18 protein-coding genes are annotated in these 18,960 nt (G+C 63.4%); 13 read left to right on the forward strand and 5 right to left on the reverse strand.

Annotation, left to right across the window (positions count from 1 at the left end; all coding sequences use genetic code 11):
* The 3 genes from P9M14_15270 to P9M14_15280 all read right to left on the reverse strand — a co-directional run.
* The coding region (locus P9M14_15270; GenBank protein MDP8257106.1) for a hypothetical protein at positions 1–507 on the reverse strand (507 nt) is incomplete at its 3' end.
* Positions 508–604: 97 nt separating this feature from the next.
* Entirely contained in the window at positions 605–1,564 is a 960-nt protein-coding gene (locus P9M14_15275; protein MDP8257107.1) for an NAD-dependent epimerase/dehydratase family protein, read from the reverse strand.
* 10 nt (positions 1,565–1,574) lie between these two features.
* The gene (locus P9M14_15280) at positions 1,575–2,501 is read right to left on the reverse strand and encodes a lysophospholipid acyltransferase family protein (GenBank protein ID MDP8257108.1); all 927 of its coding nucleotides are present in this window, start codon (positions 2,499–2,501) and stop codon (positions 1,575–1,577) included.
* A 402-nt stretch (positions 2,502–2,903) separates the two neighbouring features.
* Here P9M14_15280 and P9M14_15285 point away from each other — a divergent pair, with 402 nt between their 5' ends.
* Genes P9M14_15285 through P9M14_15300 form a run of 4 tightly spaced genes read left to right on the forward strand, consistent with a single transcriptional unit; the run spans position 2,904 to position 7,956 of the window.
* Positions 2,904–3,908 carry a lysylphosphatidylglycerol synthase transmembrane domain-containing protein gene (locus tag P9M14_15285; protein MDP8257109.1) on the forward strand — a complete coding sequence of 335 codons (1,005 nt, stop codon included), beginning with the start codon at positions 2,904–2,906 and terminating at the stop codon, positions 3,906–3,908.
* Complete coding sequence (locus P9M14_15290) at positions 3,908–5,419, forward strand: hypothetical protein (protein MDP8257110.1); 1,512 nt, start codon at positions 3,908–3,910, stop codon at positions 5,417–5,419. Before P9M14_15285 ends, P9M14_15290 begins: the two co-directional genes overlap by 1 nt.
* A gap of 7 nt (positions 5,420–5,426) precedes the next feature.
* Positions 5,427–6,407, forward strand: a complete 981-nt coding sequence (locus tag P9M14_15295) for an SGNH/GDSL hydrolase family protein (GenBank protein MDP8257111.1) — start codon at positions 5,427–5,429, stop codon at positions 6,405–6,407.
* Entirely contained in the window at positions 6,394–7,956 is a 1,563-nt protein-coding gene (locus tag P9M14_15300) for a phospholipid carrier-dependent glycosyltransferase (protein ID MDP8257112.1), read from the forward strand. Before P9M14_15295 ends, P9M14_15300 begins: the two co-directional genes overlap by 14 nt.
* Here P9M14_15300 and rfbD read toward each other — a convergent pair.
* Both rfbD and rfbB read right to left on the reverse strand, forming a co-directional pair.
* Positions 7,914–8,774, reverse strand: a complete 861-nt coding sequence (gene rfbD, locus P9M14_15305) for a dTDP-4-dehydrorhamnose reductase (GenBank protein MDP8257113.1) — start codon at positions 8,772–8,774, stop codon at positions 7,914–7,916. The genes P9M14_15300 and rfbD overlap by 43 nt on opposite strands.
* A gap of 2 nt (positions 8,775–8,776) precedes the next feature.
* A complete protein-coding gene (gene rfbB / locus P9M14_15310; protein MDP8257114.1) occupies positions 8,777–9,799 on the reverse strand; it encodes a dTDP-glucose 4,6-dehydratase in 1,023 nt (340 codons plus the stop codon).
* A gap of 170 nt (positions 9,800–9,969) precedes the next feature.
* Between rfbB and P9M14_15315 the strand changes: the two genes are divergently transcribed.
* The 9 genes from P9M14_15315 to P9M14_15355 all read left to right on the forward strand — a co-directional run.
* Positions 9,970–11,796 carry a tetratricopeptide repeat protein gene (locus tag P9M14_15315; protein MDP8257115.1) on the forward strand — a complete coding sequence of 609 codons (1,827 nt, stop codon included), beginning with the start codon at positions 9,970–9,972 and terminating at the stop codon, positions 11,794–11,796.
* Positions 11,793–12,587 (forward strand): hypothetical protein, encoded by a 795-nt coding sequence (locus P9M14_15320; GenBank protein ID MDP8257116.1) that lies wholly within the window; start codon positions 11,793–11,795, stop codon positions 12,585–12,587. The genes P9M14_15315 and P9M14_15320 overlap by 4 nt, the downstream gene beginning before the upstream one ends.
* A gap of 19 nt (positions 12,588–12,606) precedes the next feature.
* Positions 12,607–13,293 (forward strand): hypothetical protein, encoded by a 687-nt coding sequence (locus tag P9M14_15325; GenBank protein ID MDP8257117.1) that lies wholly within the window; start codon positions 12,607–12,609, stop codon positions 13,291–13,293.
* Positions 13,277–14,308: an ABC transporter ATP-binding protein gene (locus tag P9M14_15330; GenBank protein ID MDP8257118.1), complete on the forward strand. Its 1,032-nt coding sequence runs from the start codon at positions 13,277–13,279 to the stop codon at positions 14,306–14,308. Before P9M14_15325 ends, P9M14_15330 begins: the two co-directional genes overlap by 17 nt.
* Entirely contained in the window at positions 14,305–15,255 is a 951-nt protein-coding gene (locus P9M14_15335) for an ABC transporter ATP-binding protein (GenBank protein MDP8257119.1), read from the forward strand. Before P9M14_15330 ends, P9M14_15335 begins: the two co-directional genes overlap by 4 nt.
* A 163-nt stretch (positions 15,256–15,418) precedes the next feature.
* The gene (locus P9M14_15340) at positions 15,419–16,246 is read left to right on the forward strand and encodes a 4Fe-4S binding protein (protein MDP8257120.1); all 828 of its coding nucleotides are present in this window, start codon (positions 15,419–15,421) and stop codon (positions 16,244–16,246) included.
* Positions 16,180–17,100 (forward strand): 3-hydroxy-5-phosphonooxypentane-2,4-dione thiolase, encoded by a 921-nt coding sequence (gene lsrF, locus P9M14_15345; GenBank protein ID MDP8257121.1) that lies wholly within the window; start codon positions 16,180–16,182, stop codon positions 17,098–17,100. The genes P9M14_15340 and lsrF overlap by 67 nt, the downstream gene beginning before the upstream one ends.
* Before the next feature lie 5 nt (positions 17,101–17,105).
* Complete coding sequence (locus P9M14_15350; GenBank protein MDP8257122.1) at positions 17,106–18,140, forward strand: zinc-dependent dehydrogenase; 1,035 nt, start codon at positions 17,106–17,108, stop codon at positions 18,138–18,140.
* A 104-nt stretch (positions 18,141–18,244) separates the two neighbouring features.
* A partial coding sequence (locus P9M14_15355; GenBank protein ID MDP8257123.1) for an acyl-CoA dehydrogenase family protein occupies positions 18,245–18,960 on the forward strand: 716 nt, incomplete at its 3' end.

Genomic DNA, 18,960 nt, shown 5'->3' on the forward strand with positions numbered 1-18,960 from the left:
CAGCACGATCGTGCTGTGCAGATCGCTGGGACCCAGAAGCTCCACTCCGCCGGGAAACGGCGGCTTGAGAATCACGGACATCAGCTCCGTGTTTTGCTGGTCGCTCTCGATGACGTAGTCCACGTCGAGCAGCAAAGTCAGCCGATGCCGCGAGCCCGGCGCCAGGTCGCCCGGGTCGAGCGCAGCCTCGACGCGTTGCGGCTGATAGCGCGGCACGCTGACCGAGCCCAGCGCGTTATCGTCGATCAGCAGGCGCGCGCCCCCGGAGATGACGTTGACCGGTGCGTTGAAGAACAGCTCCTCGATCGGCTCCGAGCCTTGGGGCACCGCGACCTGCAGCTCGAGACGGATGCTCATCCCCGGGTCGTTTAGCACGTATTGCACGTCCGCGGATTCGATTCGCAGCTCCGCGGTCTGGGCCGCTGCAACCGACGCGCAGAGCAACAGCAACGCCGCTGCCAATAACAGCGCGGCTGTGAATCTCGCAGGCAAGCGCCGGAATTTCATCGCCCTCAATCTACGGTGACTTTGCTGAGGATTCAATCCAGATAATGAATGAGCCGCGGGCGGCTTGTACGTCGCAGTAGAACCCTCATATCCCAGGCTAGCTGAACTCGACCCGTCCCGTGGGATTGAATCCCAGCACCTTGCGCGCTTTGGCCGTATCGAGCAGGCAGGAATATTTCATCCGGTCGGCGTCGACCGAATAGTAGTAGTCGGTCATTCCCAAGGTGCGTTGCAGGCGGTTGATCGGACCCAGCAGCGGCGCGGGCATGCTCACACAGCTCGAGCCGTTGAGCTCGGCAAAGGTGGTGATCGGCGCGGTGTCGTTCCCACCGATGTTGAAGATCCCGCGGACTTTGGCTTTGAAGATCGCCAGCCGTAGCGACTGGATCACGTCCTTCATGTGAATCAGGTTGATCATCGGGTTGAACCCGAGGGTCTTGAACACCAGCTTGGAATCGAAGTAGGAGTTGAGCTGCCCGCTGATGTTGCGGCCGATGATATTGCTCACGCGCAGCACGACGATGTTGATCCGCTTGTCGTCCATGTACGAGCGGCAGATCATGTCGGCGTCCACGCGGTCTTTGATCCACTGGTCGGCGCCCGTGTCGAAGTTCAGGTCGGCGTTCTCGTCGAGCAGGATTGGATTGTGCGGCCGCAGCTTGTAGACCACGTCGGAGCTTTTAAAGATAAACTTGTTGATGCCCTTGGTCTTGAGGCACTGCTCGATCAAGGCCTTGGTGCCCAGTACGTTGAGCGCGTGAATGTCCTCGCCGCGAATCGGGCGATTGTTGAACGCCAGGTGGATTACGGTGTTGATTCGCGAGGTTTTAAAGCGCCGACTGAGGAACAGGTTGCGCAGTTCGCGCTTTTTGAGAATGTTGAGCTGCTTGTACACGAAGCGCTCGGGATCCAGGTCGCGGAAGTAGTAGGGCCGCTCCTCCTGGGCCGCGCCGAAGACCACGCCCACGCGCTTGTCGTTGTACAAGTGCAGGGCCAGCTGGCGCCCTATTGAGCTGGTGACACCGGCAATCAAGACGTTTCTCTTGTCAGCTGCCACGATCCCCTCCTTAATTAACCCGCTGCATCAGGCGTTGTCGGTTGGGGTCCATCTCGTGCGCCAGGCCGAAGATCGACTCGCGCTCCTTGAGTCCCTCGTCGATCATTCGTTGGACCGTGAGCTGTACGCGTTCGGCGAGCATTCGGACCTTCTCGGGGTCATCGATCGTTTCCGCGCCGTACTCCTCGTAGAGCTTGATCGGCTCGCCGTAGTAGATATGGTACTTGACCGGCAGGGGGACGATCCCCAACGGGCCGATCCAGGGGAAGAGCGGAGTAATCGGGAAGTAGGGGAAGCGCAACGCCCTGGCCAGCGGTTTAAAGTCGTAGAGCATCGGCGCCTGCTCCTCGGCGCCGATCACGGCCGTGGGTATAATCGGAGCCTTGAAGCGCAGGGCGAGCTCGACGAACCCGACGTTGAACGGCAGCAGCTTGTAGCGCTGGTGAAACAGCTTGCCCGTGCCGCGCGCTCCCTCGGGGAACACGGCGACCATCTCTTCGTTCTCCAGCAGTACCTCGAAGTTGCGCAGGTGACCGACCATCTGGCCGACGCGGTAGAACAACGTGTTGACGAACGGCAGGAATCCCATGAAATTGTCGACCATCGCACGCATCGTCCGCGGCGGATCGAGTTCCTTGATTAGGTCCACGCCGATCATCGCAGCGTCGATGGGCAGCACGCCCGAATGGTTGGGTACGATGATTGCTCGCCCTTTTTTCGGCACGTTGGCGTGCCCATGGCTCTCAACGCGGAACCACTTGTCGTAGATGAATTTCGACACGGCGTAGGCCAGGATCGCCGCCTCGCGCTCCATGCCGAATTGGTCGTAACCAAATCCGATGTCGTTGATTTTAATATCCTGCATCCGCGCGCTCTCTTCTTTACCGAGCAAACGTTCGGCGAGCTTGGCGGCCAGGAAGCGCTGGCGTTTATTCATCGAGCCCTCACAATCGCATGAAATATTGATCAGTATACTGCTATTACCTGCACTATGCATCATAGAAGCGCGGCACAGAGACAGTCAAGGTTCCGGCTTTGAGCCGGGCGGCAACGCTTGCGTACTTCTCTGGTCGTTGCTCAACGCTTCGATAAAGTCGCGGAGAGCATCGTATAGCAATGTGCATGGTTCGCTCGTGTGCCATGCGGGCACCTACAAGGTGCCAGCTCCAAGCTGGCTCCTGCTGTATCGATTACCAACGATCCAATCCACGTCGCGGGGAAGGTGGTTGAATTACGCGGATGGTCCGCTTGCGAGAGATGCTCCAGCTCCAAGCTGGCGTTGACGAAGGCGCGCGAATATTCCAGGCTAGCAAACAGTTATCAGTACACAGGGAGGAGCATGTCGGCCCAAGGCACAATGCGGCGCAATATCCTGATCGGGGTCGTGCTCGGCGCGCTGGTATTTCTGGGAGTGATCGTCTATTCGGGACGTTCGGAGCTGATCGACGCCCTGGGCCGTTTCCATCCGGCGCTGTTTTTGGCTCTCGTGGCGCTGAGCTTCACCAACTACCTGTTCCGCTTCGCCAAATGGCACTACTACCTGGGACAGCTCAGAATACGCATCACCGTGGGCCGCAGTCTGGTGGTTTTCCTCTCGGGACTGGTGATGACCATCAGTCCGGGAAAGTTCGGCGAGGTGATCAAGAGCTATTTTCTCAAGCAGGTGACCGGAACGCCGATCAGCGTCTCGGCTCCGATCGTGATCGCCGAGCGGCTGACCGACTTCTTCGCCCTGCTGATTCTCGCCGGATTGGGATTTCTCTACCTGACGGCCTCGAGCTACCGCTTGGCCGCGGCCATTGTCATGGCGCTGCTGGTGGCGGTGGTGCTGGTGATCGGCAACCGGCGCTTGAGCCTGTGGCTGATCGGGCTGCTCGAACAGTTCGGGCCGCTACGCATGATCGGCGACAAGATTCGCACGGCCTACGAATCGACCTATTTTCTCACGCGATTGCACCGCCTGTTGGTCGCCACGCTGCTCAGCGTAATGGCCTGGGCCTGCGAGTGTGCGGGATTCTGGATTGTGCTGCGGCAATTGCGCGAGCACGCCAGCGCGCTGTCCGCGACCTTCATCTATAGCCTGGGCACGATCTTCGGCGCGATCAGCCCCGGCGGGCTGTTCATCACCGAGGGCACGATGCTGGCGATGCTGCAGAACTCGACGCTGATGTCCGGCGTGCCGCTGACGCCGGGGGAGGCCGGGGCCGCGACGATCGTGATCCGTTGCGCCACCCTCTGGTTCGCCGTGGTGCTCGGTGCGCTGATTCTGATGGTCAAGCACGGCACGTTCAGCCGCGCGGCCCGGGATCTGGAGCACGACAACCAATCGCCGGGGGAGGGATGATGCGCCTACGCACAACGGTTCTGCTGCTGACGTTCGCGCTGCTTTGCGCCGGCTGCGCCTACGGCAATTACTTTCTGCCCGACAAGAGCCTCAACTATTCGCCGATACCGGACAAGTTCCGCAGCACGGTCGGTGATGGCTGGTACCACTACCAGTTAAAACCGGCCTCGTCGATTAACGACTCGGTGTCGCAGAACATGATCGACGACCGATGGTACGGCTCGGTTCGCCACCCCAGGGCCACCAACCGCGTATTGGCGGCGCGCGGCAAGTACCTGTGGTTCGTGCCTCGCGCCAAGGGACTCAGCGGCAAGTCCGGAGTGGTGCAGATCGACACCGAGACCCACGAGGCTCGGCTGCTGGGCGAGTTCAGCGTGGACCTGCCCTCGGACCGCGTAAACCGCGTCAAGGCGCGCAACGACGGCACGGTCTGGATCGGCACCAACAGCGGCGCGATGAACTTCGATCCGCAGCTTGGCCGCGGCACGACCTTCGACGACTGGATGACCTTTGATCAGCGCGGGGGCGGCCTGGAGCGCGATTACCTGCTGTTCAGCACCACGCCCAGCGTGCTGGACATTGACGAGTCCGGGCACACGATTCTTTTTGCCACCGGCGACCTGTTCGCCTTTGACCAGAAAAAAGTGCGCTGGCGACGCTTCGACGAGACCTACGACGCCCATCAGACCGACCATCGCGAGGACCGCCGCCGCTATCGGAAAAAGGTCAGCTACACGATCACCACCCGCGATGGCAAGAAGAAGACCCGCCGGGTGACCCTCGAGATTATCGAGATTCGCGAGTACGTTGATTACCAGATGCGCTCGCGCGGCAAGCGCGACATTGTCTCGGACACGATCTTCGAGGTGCTGGGCACGGCCGAGGACATCTGGATGCTTACCCAGCAGGGGATCAGCCAGTACAACATCCCGAGCAAGACCTATCGCAGCCATATCAAGCAACATTCATTGTGGCGCGAGTCCGAGAGCTGCGAGGATTACCACGACCCCTCGGACACCTGCGTGCGCAAGATTTACCGTCGCGAGCGCTACGACTATCCGGGCACCGCACCGCTGCTGGACGTGGCGGCCAGCTGCGCCGCGGCGGACGAACGCGGCCGGGTCTGGTTCGGTTTCGGCGGGACGATCGACTCGATGGGGCGCAGCCGGGGCGGCGCCGGGCTGATGTACTTCAGCAACGGTCGCTGGCAACAGGTCGACAGCGGGCCGGTCTCCGGCAAGCGGGTGACCGATCTGTTGAGCTATAAGCAGCGGCTGTTCGTGGCCACAACCCAAGGCGTGTTCGTGCGTCGCGACAACGGATCGTCCGCAAGCTGGGAGCAGATCAGGATCGACAAGAACCGGAGTTTCTCCGACGTGCTCGACATCGAGCTCGACGATCGCGGAGTGCTGTGGGTCGCCACGCCCGAGGGCGTGTTCGGCAAGCGCGTGATCCAGGGGCCGATCGATTGGCCCAAACCCGGCGAGACGATCCGCATGCCCGGATTCTGAGACGACGATGTTCGCAAAGGACGACCGCGCCGGCAAACCACGACCGTGGTACTTCTACTTTGGCGCGTTGTTTTTCTCGCTGATCCTGACGCTGCTGATCATCGAGCTGATCGTGGGCCTGCTCAGCTGGGCGGTCTATGAGCGCCCCGACTTCGCGGGCATGCAAATCGGCGTCAGCGGACCCGATTCGACGCTGATCATCTGCCTGGGCGATTCACACACTTACGGCGTGGGCGCGCCCAAGGGCCGCGACTATCCAACGACACTCGAGCTGGTGCTCAACGAGCGCGCGGGCATGCAGGGCTTTGCGGTGCTCAACCTGGGCCAGCCGGGGCACAACAGCTCCGACGCCTTGCTCGAGTTGGAGAGCTTCATCGAGCAGTCGCCGGTCAAGCCCGACCTGCTGGTGCTGTGCGTGGGCAAGAACAATATGAACTCCCTACGCAACGCCTCGATTTTGCCCGAGCACGTGCGCGAGATGTCGCTGCCCGAACGACTGGATTACATGCTGGCCCACTCCGGCGCCTACCGCATCTCGAAGATGACGATCCAGCGCTTTCGCGAGCTGCGCGCGGACCGCGATCCGCGGGTGGACGACCAGAACTTTAACTACGGCCAGTTCGTGCCCACCCGGCGCGAGCCGTTCCTCTACCAATGGGCGCTGCAGGACTATCGCACCGCAGCTGACCGCTGTGCCCAGCTGGGCACCACGCTGGTGATGATGAACTATTGGGAGCCGTTCGGTTTCGTCGATCGGGCGATGCGGCTGGTGGCCGACGAGAACGACAACGTGTTTTTTGTGAACCAGAACTTCCCGATCGCCGGCATGCCGGCCTATGCCAACGCCCTGATCTCACACCCGGACATGCATCCCAACGAACGCGGCTACTACCGCATCGCCAAGCGCCTGGCCGCGATTTTAATCGAACAGGGTCTTGTCCACCTGCCGGATGAACGCGGGCCCGCAAACGCCGATGAGCCCCTTTAATCCGATTCTGCGAAGACTGCTGATCGCGGTCGCGCTGACCCTGGCGCTGTTCATGCTCTACTCGCGGCCGCTGTGGCCCGGGGCGCAGTATCGCCAACAGGTCGCGGCGATGAGCGACGGGCATTTCCATGTGGCGGCCGTGATCTTTCAAGGCGAGCGCTCCGGTTTGTACCAGCTCAAGTACGGCCCGGGCGCATATCTGCTGGATTGGCTGCCGTTGCGGTCGTTGGAGTTGCTGACACCGGGCAACTTGACAGGACGCGAGTTGATCGCCGCGAGGATGCTCGGCTGCGCCTGGCTGCACTGCCTGCTGGCCGCGTTGTGCGCGCCGCTGCTCTATCTCCTGCTCAGGCCGCGTTGGGGCCTGCGGCGCTCGCTGCTCGCCGCGGCGCTGCTGGGCATCCACCCGGCACTGGCGTCCCATGCCCTGAGCATCGACGTCAACGCGCCGTTTCTGTTCTATACGCTGCTCAGCCTGGTGAGCCTCGAGCGCTTGAACCGCAGCGGATCGTCGGCCTGGGCCGCGGCTCTGGGACTGTTTTCGGCCTGCGCGTTTTGCACCAAGGAGTTGTTCGGTTGGGCGATGCTCGCCTATCCGTGGTTGATCTACGCCGGGGCCAAGGCGCGTGGTCGGCCGCTGTCATTCGTTGCACATGGCTCGCTGGCCCTGGCGGTGTTCGGCGGTGCAGTGGCGCTGCTGAGCCTGGTCTGGATCGATCCGCAGATCTACTTCAGCCATTTGCAGCGCTATCTGTCGGGCGATCCGGACTCGCTCTCCTGGGCCTATTGGCATCAGGGACAGCAGCCGCTGTACACGCTACCGCTGCTGCTGCCCTGGGCGCTGGTGCGAGCCTGCAGCTCGCTGGCCCTCTCGCTGCTGGCGCTGGGCGGAATTTGGTTTGTGGTCGGCGCGCGGCGAACGCGTCTGCCCGAGCTGGCCTGGCCGCTGTTGATCTACATTTTGGCCGTACCTCTGCGCATCGGGCGGCTGGATTACCCCTACCTGCTGCCCGTGCTTCCGCTGTGCGTCGTTGCCGCCGCGCTGCTGGTGCACGAGCTCTCGGGTCTCGGGCGCAGACTGCCCGCGGTTCTGGCAAGAGCCGTGTTGGTCGCCGCGATCGCGGCGCTGGTTGTCCAGACGCTGCTGGTCCAGGCGCTGATCACGCCGCAGGTGCCCCAGCGTCTGGACCAGCTCGTCGGCCGCCAGGGGGCTGAGCCGACACTGTTGAACAGCCTACGCTCGAATCAATGCGAGCAGGTCTCAGGGCTGCCGCGGATCGACGGTACGCAAAGCCAGCGTCCGGCGCAGCTGCTGGTTCCGGCGTTGGAGGCAAGCAGCCGCGGGATAGATCCACAAGGGCGCGAGATGGAGCGTTTCCCCGCTCTGGCCCTGGGTTGGGAGGGTTATCGTTTGGAACGCAGGATCGAGCGCCGCACCCCGGGCTGCCTGCAAGGGGGGCGGATCAGCGCGGCGTTGTACACGTTTTGGTTCTGCGAAGAGGGGTACTACTTATTTTCGCGCAGCGCGGGCTCGAGCTTCGTCAGGTAGCACTCCAGCGCCTCGCGCCAGGGGCGCAACGGCCCGCCCAGGGCCGCGGCCAGCCGATCGCAGCATAGTTCGCTGTTGGCCGGTCGCGGGGCTTTGCGCGGCATTTGCGATGATTTTACCGGCCGGATTGTGATGTTGATTCCGAGAATCTCGCAGCAGGTTTTGGCCGCCTCGTACCAGGTGGTGACGCCGGAGTTGGTGGCGTGGAACAGGCCCGAGCGGCCCGATCGGCACAGCTCGAGAATCGCCGCGGCCAGGTCGTTGGAGAGCGTGGGCGTTCCGCGTTGGTCCTCGACCACCGACAGCTCGCCGCGCTCGCGGGCCAGGCGGACGATGGTGCGGAAGAAGTGCCCTCCGTCCGGGCCGTAGAGCCAGGCTGTGCGTACGATCGTCGCCCGTTGGCCAAGCACCGACAGCGCGGTTTCTCCGGCGAGCTTGCTGCGGGCATAAGCTCCCAGGGGCTGCGGCCGGTCGTCCTCGCAATAGGGGCCGGGCTTGGTTCCGTCGAAAACATAGTCGGTCGAGATGTGCAGCAGTCGCGTCGAGCGCTCGGCCAGGGCCGCGGCCAGCACCCGCGGGCCCTGGGCGTTGACGCGCATCGCGGCATCGGGCTGATCCTCGGCCTGGTCGACCGCGGTGTAGGCCGCACAGTTGATCACCCACTGCGGATCGAAGCGCAGCGCCGCCTCGACCGATTGCGGGTCGGTGATGTCGACCTCGGGAAGATCCATGGCGCACAGCTCGTGTCCGTGAGCAGCGAACGCCTCGACCACGCGGCGTCCGAGCATCCCATTACAGCCCAGTACCAGGCAGCGCACCCTCAGTCGGCCTCGGCCAGGCGTCGGCCGTACCAGGCGTCATAGAAGCGCTCGTGCTCGCCGCTGATGATCCGCTTGCACCAGTCCAGGTTGTTGCGGTACCAGTCCACGGTGCGCGCGATCCCCTCGGCGAAGTCGACCTGCGGCAGCCAGCCCAGCTCGCTTTCGATTCGACTGGAATCAATGGCGTAGCGCCGGTCGTGCCCGGGCCGGTCGGTCACGCGTTTGATCAGCGACTGAGGCTTGCCAAGGGCGCGCAGGATCAGTTGCGTGATCTCGATGTTGGTGCGCTCGTTGCCTCCGCCGACGTTGTAGACCCGGCCGACCTCTCCGCGTTCGAGCACCAGTTCCAGCGCCCGGCAGTGGTCGTCGACGTGGATCCAGTCGCGCACGTTCTTGCCGTCGCCGTACAGCGGCAGCGGTTTGTCGTCCATGGCGTTGAGCGTGAACAGCGGGATCAGTTTTTCGGGAAACTGGTGCGGCCCGTAGTTGTTCGAGCAGCGAGTGATCATCGCCGGAAAGCCGTGGGTGCGCACATAGGCCTGCACCAGCAGGTCGGCGGCGGTCTTGCTCGCGGAGTAGGGGCTCGAGGGATCCAGCGGCGTTTCTTCGGTGAACAGCCCCTCGGGGCCCAGGCTGCCGTAGACCTCGTCGGTGCTGACCTGAACGTAGCGCTTCACGCCGTGACGCAGCGCCGCTTCGAGCAGCACCTGGGTGCCCAGCACGTTGGTGCGCACAAATTCGGCGGCGCTGTGGATGCTGCGATCCACGTGGCTTTCGGCCGCCAGGTGCAGCACCGCGTCGATATTGGATCCCAGAACCCGGTCGACGCACTCGGGATCGCAGATGTCGCCTCTGACGAACTCGATGCGGTCGCCTTCGACCAGATCGCGGATCGTCTCGAAATTACCGGCGTAGGTCAGCTTGTCGAGCACAACCGGACGCAGCTCGGGGCGGTTTGCACAAAGGTGGCGCACCAAGTTGCTGCCGATGAATCCGGCTCCGCCGGTGATCAGTATGCGCATCGTTACCTCCGGCCGACAATATAAACGTCTGGGCACCGCCTGGTAAAGATCGTTGCAACATCGCGGCGGGTTTGGGTGTCGATAAAGTGATGCTCGACGCAGATCGCGTGGGGCTATATTTATCAACAGGAGATCTGCGCTATGGACAGCGAACGCGGGATGCCGATACCATGCACGGCATGAAATTCGGCAAACCAACGACGATTTTATTGGTGCTCGGATTGCTCGCATTGGGCGGCTGCGCCCTACGCGGCCATGAGCCGATCGATTACCAACCTGCGGATGCAACCGCTGCGGAACCGGAGGACCAGGAAGCGCAGCAGGCGCAAGATCTGCGCAATCAGTACCTGCAATTCCTGCGGGAGATGAACCGCATCGACCGCGATTTCAAGTCGTACTACAGCTACTCGCTGGCCCAGTGGGCGATGATGGGCGGGGACGTCGTGGCCGCGCGCCGCTTGCTCGAGGAGTCGGCAGCCGGCGCCGAGCCGGGGACTTTTCCCTATCTCGAGCTGGCCGAGGTCTGCCTGACCCTGGGCGACTTTCAGTGCGCGATGACCAACGTTGAGCGCACTTTGCAAGATAATCCGAACGATCTACGGGCGCTGATGGCCTTGGCCGGACTGTCCGAGGCCATGGGCGATCGCGACGCCGCGCTCGAGGCCTACGATCGCTGCACCCGGATCGATCCCACACAGACCGACTGTCGGCTCTATCGCGCCGAGCTGCTGGTGGACATCGGAGAACTCGAGCAGGCCTTTGACGAGTTTGAGTCGCTGTTGCGCGAAGATCCGGGGCATACCCAGGCGCGGCTGCTGTTGGCGCGGGTGTGCATGCTCACCGGCCGCGAACAGCGCGCCGAGCTCGAGTTCCTGACCGTACTCCAGCAGCGGCCCGGAGATCTGGCCGCGGCACTGGGCATGGGACTGCTGTGCGAGCAGCAGGGTGATGTGCAGCGGGCGCTGGAGTACTACCAGATCGCCCTTACCGCCGATCCGGGCAACCGGATGTTGCGCGAACGGGTGATCCTGCTGCTGGTCGAGCTGGGACGCGCCGAGGATGCGTTGCAGCAGGCCGATCGGATCAGGACCATCGACGCGGACGAGCACGCTTGGCGCATCACCCGGGCGATGATCATGTTTCACGTCGAACGCTACGACGAGGCCGAGAGCTTGTTGCGCGTGGGCCTGGAGCAGCAGCCGGACGACCAATACGCGCGGCTGTTGCTGGGCAACGTGCTGCTCAACCAGCGACGTCCCGAGGAGGCCCTGGAACATCTTGAGCAACTTGCGCAGGACTCGGATTATTACATCGACGGCCTGGCCTCGCAGGTCGAGGCGTTGCGCATGCTCAGGCGCTGGCCCCAGGCGCTGGAGACCTCGCGCGAGGGACGCGCGGCTCAACCGGACAACGACTACTGGCTACGCTCCGAAGCGATCGCGCTGGCCGGGCTGGAACGCTACGAACAGTCCGAGGAACTGCTGCGTCAGGGTATAAGCCGCAATCGACGCAACGCCGAATTGATCTACACCCTGGCGTTGGTGCTCGAGGAGCAGCAGCGCAGCGACGAAGCGTTACGCCAGATTAAAAAAGTACTGCGCCTCGATCCGGAGAATGTCAGCGCGCTGAACTTCCTGGGCTACAGCTATGCGGAACGCGGCGAGAACCTCGATCAGGCCGAGGCTGCACTGATCAAGGCCGATTCGCTGCGGCCCGACGACGGCTACATCATCGACTCGCTGGGCTGGGTGTTTTACAAGCAGGGCCGCTTCGAGCAGGCTTTGCAATACCTCGAGCGCGCCGTGCAACTGGCGCCCAACGAGCCGGTGGTTCTGGGTCACCTGGGCGACGTCTATTCCGAATTGGGCCGCAATCAACAGGCGATCGATGCCTACCGCCGGGCGCTGCAGTCCGACCCGGAGCCCGACCAACGGCAGGAGCTGATCGATAAGCTTCGGGGCCTGGGCGCGCAGATCGACGCGGACGGAGGCTTGTGAATCCGCAACGGGTTCGGCGTTGGGCGCTGTGGGCCGCGCTGTTGTTGTTGCTCACGGCGGGCTGTGCGACGCGCGGCGTTGCGCCGCCGGACCTTAAGGCGGGGGTCGATGGTGCGACGCTGCTCGAGGGCATGGCCCAGCGCAGCGCGGAGCTCAATACGCTCAGCGTCTGGGGCGTGGCCACCTATCGCCGCGGGTCCCAGCGTGGATTCGCCAATTTCGCGGTTCACCTCGGCGCAGGCGGCGAAATTCGGCTGGAACTGCTCGATCCGCTGTACATGCCGGCAATGGTTCTGGTCCAGGCGCACGATTCGATTCAGGTCTTCGACGTGCACTCCAACGTACTCTACAGCGGACCGCCGGGGCCGCAGGTACTCGAGCGGCTCGCCGGACTTCCCCTTGATCCGCGGCTGCTTTTCCCGGCGTTCAGCGGGCGGCTCAAGGGCCGCGACGGTGCGATCGAGCTGCTGGAGGGGCCGGATGCGGGCCGCGCTGTGCGCCAGGGTAGACTCAGCGGGATCGTCGACAGCAGATCTTACCTGTTGACAAACTTTGAGTTTGATCTATATGAAGATGGCTCAAAGGCGAACGTCACGCTCGAGCGGTTAGATCAGACGGACGGTATGCTATTGGCCGGGCTGATAGTATGCAGCGGATATGCTGGAACCGACCGGGCGGAGCGATTCTCCGTTGAGCTGACCGTGGAGACGGCGCGTCCCAATCCGGAGCTGGACGATTCGATTTTTGTGCTCGATCCGGGACCGGACACGACATTGCGCGACCTGCGTTGAAACTGCGAGAGGAGGCCCGATGCCCAACGACAAACGCCTAGGCGAGATGTTGGTCGAAAGTGGACAGATCACCCAGCTCCAATTCGACTCGGCGATGGCGGATCAGCGTTCCTGGGGCGGCAACCTGGGCCGCAACTTGGTGCGCATGGGGGCGGTGAGCAGGGCGCAGTTGGTCGATTTTCTGGCTCGTAAAATCAACGTACAGAAGATTGATTTTCTACACACCACGGTCAACGAAGATGCGGTCAAGCTCATTCCGCGCGAGGTATGTTGGAGGTTCAAGGTGCTGCCGATCGTGGCCAAGGCCAGCACCGCGAAAAAGGGTCTGCTGCTGGCGATGGCCGATCCGTCCGACCTCGAGGCGATTGAGCAGGTCGAGTTCCTCACCGGCTATCGGGTGACGCCGGTGGTCGGCGACGAGGAGCAGATCGAGAAGATCATCGAACACTGCTACAGCTCCGATGGTTATCGCTCGTGCCAGAATGGCGAGTGTCTGCACGAGATGATCGACCTCAAGCCCGCGGCGATCGACCTGCCGGACGAGGAACAGATCGTGATCATGACCGATCACGGCGAGGAGAAGGTGATCCAGAAGGACGACCGGATGGTCGCCTTTCGCGGTCTGCGGGCCCTGGTCGACCTGTTGATCGAGAAGGGCATCGTTACCCAGGAAGAGTTCCGCGATCAGCTTGCCAAGACCGAATAGCGCCATTTCAACGCCAGCCGATTCCCGGCCGCAAACCCTGCGTATCCGGCGCCTGACCACCGAACTTCGTTCGCAAGGCGGGCTGCTGAGCATTGTGGACAACGTATCGCTGAGCATCGAGCGTGGTTGCGCGCTGGGGCTGGTGGGCGAATCGGGCTGCGGCAAGAGCCTGCTGGCGCGCAGCGCCCTGGGACTTTTGCCGCGCAGGCTGTTCAAGGTCAGCGGCAGTGTGCGCCTGGGCCAAAGCGAACTGATCGGCATGCCGCGCAGGCAACTGCGCAAGGTGCTGGGCAGTCGCGCGGCGATGATCTTCCAAGAGCCCGCCGCTGCCATGGATCCGGTCTATCCGGCGGGAGACGCGGCCTACGAGGTGTTGCGACGACACGGCGGCCTGGGTCGCGTTGACTCGCGACGGCGCGTGGCCGAGCTGTTCGCCCAAGTCGGGATCGACGATCCGCTCAAACGTGCGGCGCAGATTCCCTCGCGCCTTTCCGGCGGCATGCGCCAGCGCGCGTTGATCGCCTCGACCCTGGCCGCGGACGTCGAGCTGCTGGTGGCCGACGAGCCGACGACCGCCCTGGACGTGACGATCCAGGCGCAGATTCTGGCGTTGCTCAATCGCCTGCGCCGCGACCGCGGAACCTCGCTGCTGCTGATCACCCACGATTTGGGCGTGGTCGCCGCGACCTGCCAGCGGGTGGCGGTGATGTACGCCGGGCGGATCGTGGAACACGGCGCGGTGGGCGAGATCTTCAGCCGGCCGGCCCATCCTTACACGCGGTTGCTGCTGAAAGCGCTGCACGCCACGCAACAGCGCGACATTCAACGTCTCGAGGGCATTCCCGGCAACGTGCCCGACCCCTCGGACTATCCAACGGGCTGTCGGTTTCACCCGCGCTGTCCCGAGCGTTTCGCGGTCTGCGATTCGCAAGTACCCCAACAACTGCCGATCCCGGGCCGCAACGGCTGGGCCGCCTGCCATCTGTACGACTCGAGCCTTCGGGGTAAATCATGAGCGCGGCGCTGCTCGATCTGCGGCAGGTGAACAAGACCTTTTTTTCCCGCGACAAGGTGTTGCGCGCGGTGCGCGACGTTTCGTTGCAGGTCCCGGCGCAAAGCACCGTGGGGCTGGTCGGCGAGTCCGGCTGCGGCAAGAGCACTTTGGGACGGCTCAGCGTGGGCCTCTACCAACCAGACGACGGCGAAGTGCTGTTCGACGGCCTACGGCTGGCCGATCAATCGCGCCGTGGGCTGCGCGCGTTGCGTCGACGCTTCCAAATGGTGTTCCAGGATCCGCAGGCCGCGCTGAGTCCGCGGATGAAGGTCGGCGCCCAGGTCAGCGAGGCGATGGCGGTCCACGGCATGGGCGGCACGCGCATCGAACGCCGCGAACGTACGCTCGAGCTTTTCCAACGGGTCGATTTGGCGCCCGAGCTCTACGCACGGCTGCCCTTCGAGCTCAGCGGCGGCCAACGCCAACGCGTGCTGATCGCCCGCGCCCTGGCCACGGAGCCGGACCTGCTGGTCAGCGACGAGCCCGTGGCCAGCCTCGATCTGTCGATGCAGGCCCGCGCCCTGCGCCTGATCGCCGACCTGACCGCAGAACGCGGCATGGCGCATCTGTTGATCAGCCACGACATCCGCGTGGTGCGGCTGCTGGCCTCCTGGGTGCACGTGATGTACGCTGGGCGGATCGTGGAGCGCGGCCCGCTGCCGCAGACATTGGACCAGCCGGCCCACCCCTATACCGTGGTGCTCACCGCCTCGGTCCCCGGGCTTGAGCCGCGGATGATCTTCGATCCGCCGTTGGGCGAGGGCGATGTGGCGGCCGCGCCGGAGATCGGCTGCCCGTTCTATCCGCGCTGCGATCGACGTTTGCCCAAGTGCGCAAAGGGCGAGGTCCCCGAGTTCGCGGTCGATGGCGAGTCCTCAGGACGCATGGCTCGCTGCTGGAGGCTTTGAGCCTCGGCAACGCTCGCGTACCGCGCTGGTCGTCGACCAACGAGCCGCCCCGCGTCGTGTAAGGTTTCGGTGGGCCTTCTTGTATTTGCAGTACCCTGAGCGCCTCGTTGACGAACCGTCGTGAATAATTCAGGCTGGTAGAATCAACAGCGAGGAGCGAACTATGCGCAGCAGGCCCTGGGACGATCCGTTGGACAAACGTTGGAAACATCAGAAGGGGAAGGTACGCGAGGTCGTGCTTGAGCGCTACGCCCCGTGCGAACCGGCGGTGATGGAGCAGATCTACAACTTTCTACTGCTCGAAGAGAAGTTCCCATTGGAATTGGTGCACCGCGTGATTGATCGCATGGCCTCGATCAGCGCGGCGACCACGGTAATGACCTACGAGGAGATCGTGCAGTTCGTCCAGGATTTGCCCGACGATTACATAATCGCCTGCGGGCCGTGCGCCTGCCGACTGCATACGGCCGAGATGTTGGGCCCCGACGCGCGCGATTTACCGGGCGGAAAGCTCGATTATTGCCGCCAGACTCCGCTTAACGTCGACATCCAGGTCGCGGTCAGCGGCGAGAAGTTCGCCAAGCTCGAGACCTATGAGGTGATCAGCAAGCAGCAGTTGCTGGACCTGGAAAAGCAATGTTTCGAGATGGGCCTGGTCTCGAATATTTACCAGATGCTCGACGGCGAGTCCGGCATCTGCCACTGCTCGTCCGCCACCTGCGTGCCGCTGATGGCCAACAAGGCCCTGGGCGGTGGCTCGACCGTGATCCGGCGCGGGCGCTTTGTGCCGCAGCTCGATCTTGAGCGCTGTGCAGGGCACGGCGCGTGCGTGACGGTCTGCCATTTCGACGCGCGCAGTATTGTGACGCGTGGGGGGCGCGAGGTCTCGCAGCTCAATGCGGCGCAGTGTCGCGGCTGCGGACTGTGCGCCGCGGTCTGCCCGGAGGACGCGATCTCAATGCGCGAGCGCGGGAGCAAATCCGAGCGTTGAAGCACCCATCGGCGTGTGCTAGTTTGCACTCGCATTTGTACATTGGAAAACGGAGGTTGAGCATGGACTGGGGAATGAAAAACCGCCTGTCGCGGATCATCAATCCGAAGACCGGGCGTTGCGTGATGTTGGCCGTGGACCACGGCTATTTTCTCGGACCCACGTCCGGCCTGGAGAGCCCGGCCAAGCTGCTCAAGCCGCTGCTGCCCCACGCCGACGCGCTGATGATCAACCGCGGCATGCTGCGCACCTGCGTGGACCCGGGCTCCGACGTGCCGATCGTGCTGCGAGTTTCCGGCGGGACCAGCGTACTCAACGAGCTGTCCAACGAGGGGATCACCGTCGACTTCGAGGAGGCGGTGCGGCTCAACGTCAGCGCCGTGGCGCTCTCGATTTTCGTGGGCGCCGATTTCGAGCGCCAAACCCTGCTGGGCCTAAGCGAGCTGGTCAACCTCGGCGAGAAATACGGCATCCCGGTGCTGGCCGTGACCGCCGTGGGCAAAGATATGGCCCGCGACGTGCGTTACCTCTCGCTGGCCTCGCGCATTGCCTCGGAGCTTGGCGCGCACATCGTCAAGACCTACTACTGCGAAGATTTCGAGCGCATACCCGCCACAGTGCCCGTGCCGGTGGTGATTGCCGGCGGTAAGAAAATCGGCGAGATGCAGGCCCTGGAGCTGGCGTACAACGCCATCAACCGCGGCGCGGTGGGCGTGGACATGGGACGCAACATTTTCCAGTCCGACAGCCCGCTGGGCATGATCAAGGCGGTCAAGGCCATCGTGCACAAGAAGGCGACCCCGGCCCAGGGCTTCGAGATCTACTCCAAGTACCTGGCCAAGCAGGCGGACTAAGCCCGATGGACGGCTCGATGCGCGTGGCGATGTATTACAACAATGCCGATGTGCGTGTCGAGTCGCAGCCGATCCCCAAACTTGGACCGGGCGAGATGCTGGTGCGCGTGCGCGCCTCGGGCATCTGCGGCTCGGACGTGATGTTCTGGTATCGCCGCCACAAGGTGCCGCTGGTGCTCGGTCACGAGATCGCGGGCGAGATCGTGCAGCTTGGACCGGGCGTCGAAGGCTGGCAAGTCGGTGAGCGCGTGGCCGCCTCGCACCACGTTCCGTGCAACACCTGCCACTACTGCCGTCGCGGCATGCAGACCACCTGCGACACGATCCGTTCTACGACCTTCGACCCCGGCGGCTTTAGCGAATACGTGCGCCTGCCCGCGATCAACGTCGATCGCGGCACCTACCGCCTGCCCGAGTCCGTGAGCTTTGAGGAGGGGACGTTTGCCGAGCCCGTGGCCTGCGCATTGCACGGCAACCGTAGGTCGCAGATGCAGATCGGCGACACCGTGCTGGTGCTCGGCTCGGGCATTGCCGGGCTGCTGCACATCCACTGCGCGCGCGCATTGGGGGCCGGGCTGATCGTGGCCACGGACATCAACGATTATCGCCTCTCGACTGCAATGAACTTTGGCGCGGACCACGCGTTGAGCGCGGACCAGCTCACACCCGAGCTGCTGCGCGAGCTGAACAACGGCCTGCTGGCCGACGTGGTGATTATCTGTGCGAGCGCGACCTCGGTTTTCGAGCAGGCGCTGCAATGCCTGGAGCGCGGCGGAACGCTGCTGGTATTCGCTCCCACCGGCCCGGACGTAAAACTTCCGCTGGACTTCAACGAGATTTTTTGGCGCACCCAGCGCACAATTACGACCTCCTACGCTGGCGCGCCCGCGGACCACATCCGGGCGCTGGAGCTGATCCGCGCCGGGTCGTTGCGCGTGTCCGAGATGATCACCCACCGCCTGCCCCTGGAGCGCTCCCAAGAGGGCTTCGGCCTGGTGGAGCGCGGCGACGAATCAATCAAGGTCATCATCGAGCCTTAGATAAGCGTTCTGTTTCCGCCCGCCGTTGTTTTCCTTGCCCGCGATCTGATATAGCTCAATCGTTCTCCAAAACATTTCACGCCCAATCGGATGAGGGTGAGTTTATGGACCTCGAGCACTACGAGCTGTTGCGCGACGATCTGTACGAGGAAGAGCACAAGATCTACCGCCAGGCGTTCCGGCGCTTTTGCGAGATTGAGATTGTGCCGTTTCAGGAGCAGTGGGACGAGGACGGCTGCGTGCCGCGCGAGCTGTGGACCAAGGCCGGGGACAACGGTTTTCTCTGCCCGCAGGTCGACGAGAAGTACGGCGGTCTGGGCGCGGACTTCCGCTACGCGGTGATCAACATCGAGGAGCTCTCGCGCATTGGCCACACCGGGTTCTTCATCACCTTGCACAACGACGTGGTCGTGCCCTACATCGAGGCCTTCGGCTCCGAGGAGCAAAAGCACAAGTGGCTGCCGCGCTGCATCTCGGGCGAGGCGATCACTGCCGTGGACATGACCGAGCCCGGCACCGGCTCGGACTTGGCCGCGATCCGCACCACGGCCATCCGCGACGGCGACGAGTGGGTAATAAACGGCCAGAAGACTTTCATCTCCAGCGGCCTGCTTTGCGATTTGGCGATTGTCGCGGCCAAGACCGACCCCAAGGCCGACCCGCACTCGGGGATCAGCCTGTTCCTGGTGGAGGCCGACCGGTCGGGGTTCGTCAAGGGCAAGAAGCTGCGGAAGATCGGCATGCACTCCCAAGATACGGCAGAGCACTTCTTCGAGGACTGCCGCATTCCGCTGGACAACATTCTCGGCGATGAGAACGC

This window comes from Candidatus Alcyoniella australis (assembly GCA_030765605.1).
Lineage (GTDB): Bacteria > Lernaellota > Lernaellaia > JAVCCG01 > Alcyoniellaceae > Alcyoniella > Alcyoniella australis.

Coding starts and splice junctions, on each gene's coding strand:
- P9M14_15290 (MDP8257110.1), top strand. CDS start 3,908: ATGCGCCTACGCACAACGGTTCTGCTGCTGACGTTCGCGCTGCTTTGC.
- P9M14_15315 (MDP8257115.1), top strand. CDS start 9,970: ATGCACGGCATGAAATTCGGCAAACCAACGACGATTTTATTGGTGCTC.
- P9M14_15335 (MDP8257119.1), top strand. CDS start 14,305: ATGAGCGCGGCGCTGCTCGATCTGCGGCAGGTGAACAAGACCTTTTTT.
- P9M14_15350 (MDP8257122.1), top strand. CDS start 17,106: ATGGACGGCTCGATGCGCGTGGCGATGTATTACAACAATGCCGATGTG.
- P9M14_15280 (MDP8257108.1), bottom strand. CDS start 2,501: ATGAATAAACGCCAGCGCTTCCTGGCCGCCAAGCTCGCCGAACGTTTG.
- P9M14_15295 (MDP8257111.1), top strand. CDS start 5,427: ATGTTCGCAAAGGACGACCGCGCCGGCAAACCACGACCGTGGTACTTC.
- rfbB (MDP8257114.1), bottom strand. CDS start 9,799: ATGCGCATACTGATCACCGGCGGAGCCGGATTCATCGGCAGCAACTTG.
- P9M14_15300 (MDP8257112.1), top strand. CDS start 6,394: ATGAGCCCCTTTAATCCGATTCTGCGAAGACTGCTGATCGCGGTCGCG.
- P9M14_15285 (MDP8257109.1), top strand. CDS start 2,904: ATGTCGGCCCAAGGCACAATGCGGCGCAATATCCTGATCGGGGTCGTG.
- P9M14_15325 (MDP8257117.1), top strand. CDS start 12,607: ATGCCCAACGACAAACGCCTAGGCGAGATGTTGGTCGAAAGTGGACAG.
- P9M14_15340 (MDP8257120.1), top strand. CDS start 15,419: ATGCGCAGCAGGCCCTGGGACGATCCGTTGGACAAACGTTGGAAACAT.